General features: G+C 64.4%; 9 protein-coding genes and 1 rRNA gene. 9 read left to right on the top strand and 1 reads right to left on the bottom strand.

Annotated elements, in window-relative coordinates:
* Positions 1-634 precede the first annotated feature (634 nt).
* From PSRA_RS08645 to PSRA_RS08635, 3 genes are all read left to right on the top strand, one after another.
* Positions 635-1,192, top strand: coding sequence for a hypothetical protein (locus PSRA_RS08645; protein ID WP_094661495.1), 558 nt, complete (start codon positions 635-637; stop codon positions 1,190-1,192).
* A gap of 789 nt (positions 1,193-1,981) precedes the next feature.
* Positions 1,982-3,043 (top strand): class II fructose-bisphosphate aldolase, encoded by a 1,062-nt coding sequence (gene fbaA / locus PSRA_RS08640; protein WP_094661494.1) that lies wholly within the window; start codon positions 1,982-1,984, stop codon positions 3,041-3,043.
* 84 nt (positions 3,044-3,127) lie between these two features.
* Positions 3,128-5,242, top strand: coding sequence for a DUF6020 family protein (locus tag PSRA_RS08635; protein ID WP_143516454.1), 2,115 nt, complete (start codon positions 3,128-3,130; stop codon positions 5,240-5,242).
* On the opposite strand, the gene PSRA_RS08630 is transcribed toward PSRA_RS08635, so the two are convergent.
* Positions 5,239-6,393, bottom strand: coding sequence for a hypothetical protein (locus PSRA_RS08630; protein ID WP_094661492.1), 1,155 nt, complete (start codon positions 6,391-6,393; stop codon positions 5,239-5,241). The genes PSRA_RS08635 and PSRA_RS08630 overlap by 4 nt on opposite strands.
* Before the next feature lie 254 nt (positions 6,394-6,647).
* On the opposite strand from PSRA_RS08630, the gene PSRA_RS08625 reads away from it, so the two are divergent.
* From PSRA_RS08625 to PSRA_RS08600, 6 genes are all read left to right on the top strand, one after another.
* Positions 6,648-7,955 (top strand): adenylosuccinate synthase, encoded by a 1,308-nt coding sequence (locus tag PSRA_RS08625; RefSeq protein WP_094661491.1) that lies wholly within the window; start codon positions 6,648-6,650, stop codon positions 7,953-7,955.
* A gap of 123 nt (positions 7,956-8,078) precedes the next feature.
* Positions 8,079-8,699: a fluoride efflux transporter FluC gene (locus tag PSRA_RS08620; RefSeq protein WP_094661490.1), complete on the top strand. Its 621-nt coding sequence runs from the start codon at positions 8,079-8,081 to the stop codon at positions 8,697-8,699.
* A complete protein-coding gene (locus PSRA_RS08615; protein WP_094661489.1) occupies positions 8,696-9,067 on the top strand; it encodes a fluoride efflux transporter FluC in 372 nt (123 codons plus the stop codon). The genes PSRA_RS08620 and PSRA_RS08615 overlap by 4 nt, the downstream gene beginning before the upstream one ends.
* 161 nt (positions 9,068-9,228) lie before the next feature.
* Positions 9,229-10,494 (top strand): threonine ammonia-lyase, encoded by a 1,266-nt coding sequence (ilvA, locus tag PSRA_RS08610; protein ID WP_094661488.1) that lies wholly within the window; start codon positions 9,229-9,231, stop codon positions 10,492-10,494.
* Positions 10,495-10,761: 267 nt separating this feature from the next.
* Entirely contained in the window at positions 10,762-11,523 is a 762-nt protein-coding gene (locus PSRA_RS08605; RefSeq protein WP_094661487.1) for an SIR2 family NAD-dependent protein deacylase, read from the top strand.
* Between the two features lie 926 nt (positions 11,524-12,449).
* Positions 12,450-12,541, top strand: a 16S ribosomal RNA gene (locus PSRA_RS08600); the annotation flags it as partial.

Genomic DNA, 12,541 nt, shown 5'->3' with positions numbered 1-12,541 from the left:
CGAAGCGCGCGCGGCCGAGGCGTTGGAAGACNTCGCCGCAAGCCTGTCGCGCCTTGCTGGCCGTGCCTGAAACGCGGCGGGGGAGTTGGCCGCCCGGCATGGGTGGGGGGGTGACCCCCGCCGCCCCGCCGCGGCCACCCCGGGTACTGGGCCGATACCTCCCCAAACGTAACCAAATGGAACCGAGCCGAGACGGAACCGCCACCCGTCCCGGCTTTTTGTTCCATTTGCTCACACTTTGCTCACACTCGGCGTTTTTGGGCATGATGTTTCACGGAAAACATTCGTGTGTTTGCCTTGTGTTTTCAATGTTTTTCATGAAACATCGCCATTCGCGGCACGGGTTCCCGCCGCGGGTTCGACTCCCGTCGCCCGCTCTCTTGAAATCGTTGGAATTCCAACGATTTTTTCATTTTTATGCGGGCGCAGACCCCCAATTCCAATTCATAACAATGTGATGGCTTGCGAGGTGGTGACGTTTTCTTGGACTTTTGACTGGAGGGCGTCATGGCTAGTTATACGCGGGAGCAGAGGCTCAGGGCGTGTGAGTTGTATGAGCGGCTGGACCGGAGCGCGACGGCCGTGGTGCGGGAGCTGGGGTATCCGGCGAGCCGGAATTCGCAATGGAGGAAGAATGACAGACAGCGTGGATAGCAGTACGTCCAATGACCCTGCGATGACGAATGGAAGCGTGGTAGACATGGAGGGAACGACGAGGTTCCTGTTCGGCTGCGATTTTGACTCCGATGATTTCGATCCCGACGGGAATGAGGCCCACAGCATCACCGCGGACAATGTCCGTGCCTCGTATCCATGGCGGCAGGTATACGACTCATGGACTCAGTATCTTACAAAACATTGCCCCACCGCCGCGTCGGTCATTAACTGGGAGAACCTCTTCTGGTACTACGGTGGCCAGGAATTCCCTGTAGATGACCCCTATCCCTTCTTGGGGTACCTGCTTTATCGCACGGCTACCCCGGAGGGTTGCATGGTGAGCGAGGAAGCCATGACAATTCTCGATAGCATTGCCATGGATATGCTGGAACGTATCGGCGACGTAACCATCGATACCATTGACTACTACGGCGCAAACACTGACCCCAGAGTGTTGGCGTCGGCTGCTGCATGGCGGAAGAAGCTGGGGCCGGCAGATTTGTCGGTGGATACTGCGGGGACCGATTCGCAGTGATGTTCGATGTGACGGACGGATGATATGCGGGCATGGGAAACGGTAAGAAGCGATGGTACTCCAACGGTCGTAGGCATAAAATTCGTCCCCTCTTCATCAACCATGTCGGTCTAGGTGGAGCGTCGTCGACAGGGTAGATTGGCCCTTGGATCGCGGCAGAGGAAGAAATATCTTTGCGGAATCCGCAGAATGAGGCCGCCTTGGGTGCTGAAAGCTTCTCTATGATTTGTGCCGCTGGTTGCTTCATGTAACGGGTTTTATGAGAAAGACAACGATTCCGAAGACCTGGACACGCGGTGTGTGGGGCCTCTTGGCGGAGTCTGTCAGAGGCCCGTGCGAGGAGTGTCGAGGATTCGGCCGTGGTCCAGAAAGAGACCTTTCTCTGCCGAGTAGAGCAGGCGTCCGTCGCTCGCCGGATTCGTATCGGTCTCCTTCGGCGAAGGCGATTCGGTACGTCGCGTGAGGTGCCAGGCAGGCATAGGCCCCAAGTTCGTTGATGATCTCATCAAGAATCCGCGTCGTCTCCATGGTGCCTTCCGGTCCCGTCGTGGTTCTTCAATTTTCGCTTGGTTCTTCGATTTTCGCTCTGCGGCCGGCGCCATCGTGTCCGCAACCTATCACATCGTTTCGGAATTCATAACAGTGTGATGGCTTGCGGACAAAAATCCACAATTTTGGGGCTCGAAACCCTCGAAAATGTCCGTAAACCATCACATTGTTGCGCAGGAGGCGCCTCGCGTGTGCCTCGCGCGTGCCGGATTCGTCAGGAATGAGTCCGATAATGGATTCATGACGATTGCGACACCTGAACGCTATGCCGAGATGTACGACGCCGCACGCAAGGGCGGGTACGCCCTGCCGGCCATCAACGTGACGAGTTCCCAGACGCTGAATGCGGCGCTGCAGGGGCTGGCCGACGCCGAATCCGACGGCATCATCCAGGTGTCAGTGGGCGGCAGCGCCTACTTCTCCGGTCAGCGCGTGGCCGACCGCGTCACAGGATCGCTTGCGATGGCGGCCTTCGCCCGCGAGGTGGCGAAGAAGTATCCGCATATCACCGTCGCCCTCCACACCGACCATTGCGCCAAGCAGTACCTCGACGAGTGGGTCCGACCGCTGCTCGACATCGAAGCCGACGAGGTGGCGCATGGCCGCGAGCCCATCTTCAACTCCCATATGTGGGACGGCTCCACGGTGTCGCTGGACGAGAACCTCTCCATCGCCGAGGAACTCCTCGACAAGTCGCGCAAGGCGCATACCGGCCTCGAGATCGAGGTGGGCGCCGTCGGCGGCGAGGAGGATGGCATGACCGGCGCCATCGACGAGAAGCTCTATTCCACGCCCGAGATGGGCCTGCAGGTGGCGCGTCGCCTTGGCCTGGGCGAGAACGGCCTGTACACGGCCGCGTTCACCTTCGGCAATGTGCATGGCGCCTACAAGCCTGGCTACGTCAAGCTGCGCCCCGCCATCCTGGGCAGCATCCAGTCCACGGTCGCCGATGCCGCGCGCGCCGGTGGCATCGCCTCGCCGCTGCCGACCGGCGCCGAGAGCAAGCCGTTCCTCCTGGTGTTCCACGGCGGCTCGGGCTCCGCACCTGAGGAGATCGCCGAGGCCGTGAGCTACGGCGTTGTCAAGATGAACATCGACACCGACACCCAGTACGCCTTCACCCGTGCCATCGCCGGGCATATGTTCGTCAACTACGACAAGGTGCTCAAGGTGGACGGCGAGGTGGGCGCGAAGGCGCAGTACGATCCGCGCTCCTGGGGCCGCGAGGCGGAGGATTCCATGGCGGCGCGCGTCGTCGAGGCGTGTCGCGAGCTGGGCTCCGCGGGCAAGGCGCTCAGGTAACGGCCGCGCGCAGAGGCGGTCGGGCGCAGGGGCGGCGCATTCGCGCGGCATATACACGATGAGAAAGGCCAGGGGATGAGGTCCGTGCCTACCAATGCTTCGGACGATGCGGCGCAGCGAGAGAACGTCGCGATGCAGCCGGAGATGCCGCCGACGCCGTCGGAGATGCCGCCGAACCAGCACTCGTCCAGTGAATGCGACACGCCGGAGAACCCAGGCGTGTCGCGGAGTGTCGTGATGCCCATCACGCTGAGCGGCGGAGACATGGCGCTGTGCATCGTCATCGGGGTCATCCTCGGCACCGTCTACGCCATAGGCCACGAATTCACGGCATGGGGCGGCGTTTTCACGATTCGTTCGCTCAAGCTGTGGTCGCTGGCCGGCATGATGTCGGCCGGCATGGCCGTCTTCCTCTACGCGCTGCTGCTGGCCTGGAACGCCTATCTGCGCTCCGTCGCCACCCGCGACGCGGTGTCATCATCGGCGTCACCATCATCGGCGGCTCGTACACCGGATTCGACACGACACGCCTCGGAACGCCGCGTGTCGTCCTCCTCGCATCCCGCCTCCTCGCGCCCCGCTTCCGCCGCCCGCCGCGCCTTCCACGCCGCCGCGCGATGGCTGTCCGGCCTCGGCCCGCATCCGCGCCGCGCCCTGTTCCTCGCGCTGATCCTGCTGTGCTGGATTCCCGCCTTCATCGCCTTCTTCCCCGGCAACTTCAATGACGACGGCCCGCTGCAAAGCGCCGAATTCCTCAACGGACACGTCATCAACCTGCAGTGGCCCGCCGCCCATACGCTGATTCTCTCGGCATGCCTCAGACTCGGCTTCGCGCTCGCCGGCACCGGCAGCGCGGGCGTCACCATCTACGCCGTGCTCCAGTCAGTGCTTATGGCCTTCGCGCTCGCCTTCGCCGCCGACCGCCTCCTCAGGTGGCGCGTGCCCGGCATCGTCGTGACCCTGGCCATGCTCGTCACCGTGGCGAATCCCGTGGTGCAGGCCTTCGCCATGTCCACGGTGAAGGACGCCCTGTTCTCCGCGTTCTTCGTCATCGTCGCCGTGCTCGTGGCCGACGTGCTGCGCCGCCCCATGGCTCTGAAATCCGCGGGTTTCACGGCGTTCTTTGTGCTTAACTGCGCCATGGCGGTGCTCCTGCGCAAGCAGATGCTCTACGTCTTCCTCATCGTGGCCGTCATCCTGCTCATCGTGGCGAACCGCGGCAAGGCGCGTCTGTATCTGGCGCGTGCCATCGCCATCGTGCTGGCCGTCGTGCTCGTCTTCAACACCGTCATCGGCCTGTTCCCCACGCGCAAACCCGGCATCCGGGACATGGTTTCGGTGCCCGACCAGCAGATCGCCGCCGTGTTCTTCACCGCGCATGATTCGCTGAGCGCCGGCGACATGGCCGCGATCGGCGAATACTACGAAACTGACCGTTGGCAGGAAGCCTATGACAACGGCCCCGTCCAGCTCAACGGCAGCGACGTGCCGTCCTATCTCGCCGTCAAGGACGGCCTGCCCTACGGCTACCTGCCGTTCATCGCGGACTATGCGAACTGGGCGCTCAAGGACGACGCGCTCAAGGCGAACCCCGCTGGCTTCCTGGCGCTGTGGATGCGGCTCGGACGCGAGTACCCCGGCATCTACGCGCAGGCGCTTGTGCAGCAGGAGAACGCGTATTTCTACCCCGGCGCGCCGGTGGAAGCGAACACCTGGGTGGCGATGTCGGGCTGGAACTCCGTGAACTTCGTCATCGAGGGCTTTGGCGACAAGCAGCCGGTGGACTACCACACGGTGCCGGGCAAGCCGGCGGGGCTCGTGACGTGGTATGACGACGCGGCGCTCAGACTGTTCCGCGGGCACGGGCTGCTCGCGCGGTGGGTGGCGCCCGGCCTCGTGTTCACGATTCTTCTGGTGTCGCTTGCGATGACGCTCGCCCGGCGCAAGTTCCGCCTGCGGATGGTCTGGTGCGTGGTGCCGTGGCTTGTGGTGGCGCTGTATTGGTGCACGTCGCTGCTGGCGCCGGTCGCGTCGATCCGCCTCGCGCTGCCGACGGTTGTGACGATTCCCGTGCTGCTGTGCCTGCCGTGGATGCGCGCGCAGGAGGCGCAGAAGGCGGACGATGCGCCCGCCGCGACACCTGCGCCCGCGGCGCCCGCGCCCGCGCAGGACGCGCAGGACGCGCAGGACGCGCGTTAGATATCGGCGTTGTCGGGCCAGTCGGACGGTCTCCTGCCGAATAGGCGGGAGCCGCGCCAACGCCTGCGCTGCTGGATATTGCGCCAGGCCGTGGGCGACACCGGCGCCGGGTAATACTCGATAACCGGCGACAGCGCCAGCATCGCCTCGTCCAGCACCGCGACGGCGAGGCACGCGAGGAACGGGGCGAGCGCGTCGCGCACAAGCGCGGCGCGGATATCGTCGGCCGGGAAATACGTGAAGGGCCCGTGCGTCACCAGAAACTCCGCTTCATGCGCGCGGATGTATTCCCACGACCCATAGGCGCCGAAACCGATTAGCGCGGCCATCGCGGCCAGCCACGACGCCACGGCCTTCACCTCCTTCGACACCGCGAAGTCGCCGCGCCTGAAACGTGGCGCGGCCACGCGGGGCGGGCGATGCAGATAGCGCCGCTTCGGGTCGAGTACGGGTTCCCCGCATAATGCCACGAACAGCGCAAGCGCCGCCGCCAGGTAGCCGACGCCGAGATACGTCCAGACATCGGCGAAGCGCCCCGTGGTCTCTATGGGGCGCAGGAAGAGCGTCGAAGCCGCGAGAACGGCGGCCACGATAAGCGGAAAGAGATACTGGAGCGCGGTGGCGAGGCGCGAACGGCGCTTGAGACGATTGAGCTCGCGTGTGCCGTCGGCGCCGGGCCGGGCGGCGAGCCAGGCGGATGCCGCGCCGGGGGCGGGGTGCAGACACATGGGGCATAGGCCCAGGCCCGGTGAGAAACTGCCGTGGCATTGCGGGCAGATCTGCGTGGCATAGGGGGAATCGCTGGCATAGGTGCCGAGGAAATCGCCCCGGGCGCCGCTCCAGAGGTCGGTGTTGCGGAAGCGGTCCCAGTCGTTGCGGTAGGGTTTCGTGTCTCCCAGTGAGTCGGCAGGCGTGCGCTCGGGGTCGGGCGGCGCCTGGGAGAGGGCGCGCAGGGACGGGGCGTCGCCGCTCGGCGCGGTGGACGATTCCGTGCCGTCGCTCCAGAGCGCGATGGTGGGCAGCGCGTCGTCGCCCGGGCGCCATTCCGTTCCGGCGGGGATATACGATGTTTCCGACACGCCGGAGACTTGAGGCGTGTCGTGGTCTTGGCCCCCGTCGTTCCCGCTGTCTTGTCTGTGGAAGAGCTCCATGCCTGTCCTCGAATCCTGTGCCGACGAATTCTGCGCCGGTCTGCTGCCGCATCGGTTCTCTCCGTATCCGCCGGCCTGGCATCCCCGGTGACGCCGGTTTCATCGTATCAGCCCACGCCGGAACCATCGTGTGCTTTCTTCCGCTGCGCCTGCGCCGTCTCGCACGCCGTCCACAAACCCTTCTCCCGCCGGCCCACGGTAGAGCCGTTGCGGTAACCTACTCACGGCAGATAGCAACTAGGGAAGGTGGCGGCATGCCTGGAATCGTTCTTATCGGAACCCAATGGGGAGACGAAGGCAAAGGCAAGGCGACGGATCTCATCGGCACCAAGGTCGATTACGTCGCGCGTTTCAACGGCGGCAACAACGCAGGCCACACGGTCGTCGTCGGCGACAAGAAATACGCGCTGCACCTGCTGCCGTCCGGCATCATCAGCCCCACGGCCACGCCGGTGATCGGCAACGGCGTGGTGGTGGACCCCGCCGTGTTGCTCCAGGAGATCGAGAACCTCGAGGCCGGCGGCGTGGACTGCTCCAAGCTGCTGCTCAGCGATTCCGCGCATGTTATCGCGCCTTTCCACCGCGAGCTCGACAAGGTCACCGAGCGCTTCCTCGGCAAGCACAAGATCGGCACCACCGGCCGCGGCATCGGCCCGACCTACGCCGACAAGGTGAATCGTGTCGGCATCCGCGTGCACGACCTGTACAACCCGAGCCACCTGCATGACAAGGTGGAGGCGTCGCTGCACCAGAAGAACCAGATGCTCGTCAAGCTGTACAACCGCCGCCCCGTCGACATCGACAAGACCACCGACTACCTGCTCGAGATGGGCGAGAAGCTGCGCCCGTACGTGGCCAACACGCAGGTGATCCTCAACAAGGCGCTCGACGAGGGCAAAACCGTTCTTTTCGAAGGCGCGCAGGCCACGATGCTCGACATCGACCACGGCACCTACCCCTACGTGACCTCCTCCAACCCCACCGCCGGCGGCGCCTGCACCGGCACGGGCGTGGGCCCCACCAAGATCAACCGCGTCATCGGCGTGGGCAAGGCCTACATCACCCGCGTGGGCGAGGGCCCGTTCCCCACCGAGCTGTTCGATGAATCCGGCACCTGGCTGCGCGAGCAGGGCCACGAGTACGGCGTGACCACCGGGCGTCCGCGCCGCTGCGGCTGGTTCGACGCCGTGGTGCAGCGCTACGCGACGCAGGTCAACGGTCTGACCGACTTCGTGCTCACCAAGCTCGACGTGCTCACCGGCCTCGAGTCCATCCCGATCTGCGTGGCCTACGACGTCGAGAACCCCGACGGCTCGCATACGCGTTACGACGACATGCCCACCGACCAGGACGTGTTCTCCCGCGTCAAGCCGATTTACGAACAGATGCCGGGCTGGACCGAGGATATCTCGAACTGCCACACCTTCGAGGAACTGCCGGCGAACACACAGGCCTACGTCAAGCGCCTCGAGGAGCTGTCCGGCTGCCGCATCTCGGCGATCGGCACGGGCGCCGCCCGCGACCACATCATCTCCGTGCACAGCCTGCTCGGCGAGGACTGATCGGCATTCCGGCCCGGCAGGGATTCCCCGCCGGGCCGTTTGCGTATGAGGCGCTCGCGCGTGTGAAAAGGGCGCGGCGCTCGCGGAAAGGTTCCGGATGGCTGAGAAGAGGGAAGGTTGACGATGAGCATTTCGCACGATGCACACGATGCGCCCGGTGCCGGCACCGCAGATGATGCTGGCGCGGCGGCCCCCGATACGGCGCAGGGCGCCGCGACGCGCCCGTATGACGCGCTGACCGACTGGGGCGTCTACCTGTCGGTTTTCGTCGGAGGCTTCTTCGGCACGCTGGTGCGCTACTGGCTGTCCGTCGTGATGCCGCAGAACGGCGCCGACGGCGGCGTCATGTACTGGGGCACCTTCACCGCGAATATTCTCGCGGCCTTCATCTACGGTTGCGTCGCGGCGTATTTGGGCGCCGCCACATGGCTCGGCGCGCGCCGGCGCGAATGCACGAACAGGGGTCTGGGCATGGGCTTCTGCGGCGGTCTGTCCACGATGTCCACTTTCGCGGTCGAGCAGTTCACTCAGTTGTCGTCGGCGGGCGGCACGCCTGAAACCGGAGGCGTGCCGGGAGGTGTGGCCTTCGTCGTCTATGTGTCGGTGACCTTCATCCTCGGTGTGCTTCTCGCCTATGCCGGCTCCGTGCTCGGCGCCCGATTGGCGCAGGGGCATGCGGCGGGTGCATCGTCGGCCGGGAAAGCCGGCACGGGGGATTCCGCCACGAAGGGAGCGCAGGCATGACATCGTTCGCACTCGCATTGTCCGTCGGTGCGCTCGGCGGCCTCGGCGCCGTCACGCGCTTCACCATCGACACGCAGATCAAGCGCGTCTACAAGGCCGCCTTCCCGCTCACCACGCTGGTCATCAACATCATCGCGAGCTTCCTGGCGGGCATGTTCGCGGCCATGGCCGCGGCGGGCACGCTGGCGCCCGACCCCAAGCTCATCCTCGCCACCGGCTTTTGCGGCGGCATGTCCACGTTTTCCACGGCCATCAACGAGATTGTCACGCTTCTGGCCAAGGAGCGCTACGCCGTCGCCGCGGGCTACGTGGCTTGCTGCATCGTGGTGCCCGTCGTATGCGCCATGCTCGGCTACGCCGTGGCGTAAGCATTCGGAGCGTGGCATGAGCATTCGCCGCCCCGTTGCGTGAATCCGCCGCCCCGTCCCGACGCAGGCCTCGTCCCGTTGCATGCCCCCGACCGTTCGCCATGTGGTCGCTTTCGGCGTGAATGACGCCTCGCGGCGGGGGCGGGGTCTACCATGAAGCCATGGAAAAGTCAGAAGTCGAAAAGTATCTCAAGCGCGACCACAAGGCCGACATGGAGGCCGCCGTCGAGCGACTCAAGGGCACCGTCCGCCACACGCCGCTCATCCACTCCGACGAGTGGAGCAAGCGCATCGGCGCCGAGGTCTACCTCAAGCCCGAGAACCTGCAGAAAACCGGTTCCTTCAAGCTGCGCGGCGCCTATAACAAGATCGCGTCCATGTCCGACGCCGACCTGTCGCACGGCGTCGTCACCGCCTCTGCCGGAAACCACGCGCAGGGCGTGGCATACGGCGCGCGCGAACGCGGCGCCAAGGCCATCGTCGTCATGCCCGACATCACCCCGCCGCTTAAGGTCGACGCCACGCAGGCGCTCGGCGCGGAAGTGGTGCTCCACGGCCACGTGTTCGACGAATCGAACGAATACGCCATCAACCTCGCCAAGGAACGCGGCATGACCTTCATCCCGCCGTTCGACGATTACGACGTGCTGTGCGGCCAGGGCACCATCGCCATGGAGATCCTCGAGGACCTTCCCGAGGTCACGGATATCGTGGTTCCGCTCGGCGGCGGCGGCCTCGGCGCCGGCATCGCCATGGCCACGAAGATCTTCCGTCCCGACGTGCGCGTCATCGGCGCCATCCCGATCGGCAGCCCGGCGTTCAAGGAAAGCTTCATCGCCGGCCACGTGGTCGAGGCCGAGGAAGTGCATACCATCGCCGAAGGCGTCGCCGTCAAGCATCCGGGCGACCTCACCTTCGCCCTGCTCAGCCAGTACCTCGACGACCTCGTCCAGGTCTCCGAGCGCGACATCTACGAAACCATCATGACCATGATGGAGAAGCACAAGCTCGTCATCGAAGGCGCGGGTGCCGTGTCCGTCGCCGCCCTCGGCCAGCTCGAGCTGCAGAGCAAGATCTACAACGAGGCCTCCGAGCCGCATGTCATCGTGCCCGTCATGTCCGGCGGCAACATCGACACCGTTACCATCGGCGCCGTGATCCAGCAGGGCATGATCTCCCGCGGACGCATCATGTCGTTCTCCGTGGAGCTGCCCGACGTGCCCGGCCAGCTCGTCAACATCGCGAAGATCCTCGCCGACCTGCGCGCCAACGTCATCGAGCTTACGCACGACCAGTTCAAGGCCGACACGCATTACTCGAACAAGGTGGTGCTCGAGGTCACGGTGGAGACGAACGGCCCCGACCACATCGCGCAGGTGCTCGAGACGCTGCGCGGCGAGGGGTACGATCCCAAGCAGATCTACTGATCCCGCGGGGTTTGCGGGGGTTCCGTAGGTTCTGCGGGTTTTGGGGATTCCGCGGGGTTTGCGGGATTCGCGGACGTGTCTCCGGCCTGGCTTCTGACAATCCGGCGCTGTGCCATCCGGCATGGCGCCGGTTTTTGTATGGGGCGGCGGACGGATCGGTGCACGGTGCGGAACACGATGGGAAAATCGTGGATACTCCGCGAAAGCCAAGCCCTCCCCGCCGGACGACGCGTGGCGCGACGCCTCCGCCGCCGATACACTGGAGGCATGACTTACAAGGTTGCCGTGCTGACCGGTGCCGGCATTTCCACAAGCGCCGGAATTCCTGATTTCCGAGGCCCCGATGGCGTCTGGACCAAGCATCCGGACCAGCAGAGCGTCTATGACATCGACCTGTTCCTCTCCGACAAGCAGGCGCGCGAATACTCGTGGCGCTGGCAGAAGGAAAGCCCCGTGTGGGGCGCCAAGCCCGGCGTGGCGCATAAGGCGCTCGTCAAGCTTGAGAAGGCCGGCATGCTCAGCCTCCTCGCCACGCAGAACTTCGATGCGCTTCACGAGAAGGCCGGCAACAGCCCGGACGTGATCGTGAACCTGCACGGCACCATCGGCACGTCGCATTGCATGCGCTGCCACCACAAGTACGACACCGCCGACATCATGAACAACCTCGACAACGAGCCCGACCCGCACTGCCACCGCGCGCTTCCGTACCAGGGCGGGCAGACGTGCAACGGCCTGATCAAAACCGACGTGGTCTACTTCGGCGAGAACCTGCCCGACGGTGCGATGGAGCGCAGCATGCAGGCCGTGGCGCAGGCCGACGAGTTCTGGGTTATCGGCTCCACGCTCGAGGTGTATCCCGCCGCGAGCCTCGCGCCGATTGCCGCGCAGGCAGGCGTGCCCGTGACCATCATGAACATGGGCCGCACGCAATACGATTCGATCGCCAAGCGCCTCATCTCCGAGCCGATCCAGGACGCCCTGCCGCGCCTCGTAGACGAGACGATCGCCGCGCACCAGGGGGAGTGACGGGAGCGACGGTGAGCGACGGGAGCGCTACGCAGAGAAGGCGTCAGCTTCCTGATGATGTATCAGGGGTTTCGTGGCGATGATTTGTCGCCACGAAGCCCCTGTTTTCGTTGCGCGGGCTCGTGATGGGGCGGAGAATCGCCTCATGGTGAGGATTTTTCGCCATGAGGGTTGGTTATGGGTGCGGCAGGCTGGATTCTTTGACGATTGGTGTTTTGTGGTGAGGATGTTTAGCCATGAACCACGATGTCGACGATTCCAGGCTCTTTTTCCGCAACGATGCGCCGTTGGCGGTGAGGGTGTTTCGCCATGAAAGTTGTTTCTGGGGAAGGGCGGCGCGTTTTCCGCGATGGTCGGCGTTCGTGGCGATGATTCTGCGCCTTGGTGGGCGTGTGGTTGGTGGGCGTGTGGGGTTGTGGTGTGGGGTTGTGGTGGTGTGACACGCCGGGTGTTGGGTGTTTGTTGGGTTGTTTTTGGGTGTTTGGGTGGTTTTGGTTGGTGTCTGGTTGGTGTTTGGTTGGTGTTTGGTTGGTGTTTTGGGTGGTTTGCGACACGCCGTGGGTGGTGGCTTGTTTGTAGGGGTTTGGGGGTGTTGGTTGGGGGTGGGTTTGCGTTGTTGGCTGGGTACGTGTATGTTTCTTCCTTGCTGCCTCGCGGGGCGGCCGGCCGGAGGGTTCCGGCGGGTTTTCTCGCGGGTGTGGTGGTGGTTTGAGAACTCAAGAGCGTGTTTTGTGCTACTTTACAAGTCATTTGATTGCCAGCGGGGCGACGCCCCCGCGCCGTTGGGCGCGTGGGTGCCGGGAGGCCGTGAGGTCGCCCTGTGATGTGGTAGTGCGGCATGGGTGTCCTTCGGGGCGTCCGTGTTGCCTGTCATTTCTTTCTTTTGTTTGATTTTGGGAGCCGTTTGGTTTCCTTTCGCGTTTTTTTTCGTGGAGGGTTCGATTCTGGCTCAGGACGAACGCTGGCGGCGTGCTTAACACATGCAAGTCGAACGGGATCCCGCGGGCTTTGCTTGCGG

Source organism: Pseudoscardovia radai (genome assembly GCF_002259605.1).
GTDB classification, from domain to species: domain Bacteria; phylum Actinomycetota; class Actinomycetes; order Actinomycetales; family Bifidobacteriaceae; genus Pseudoscardovia; species Pseudoscardovia radai.
This window is presented reverse-complemented; position numbering and strand designations above follow the sequence as displayed.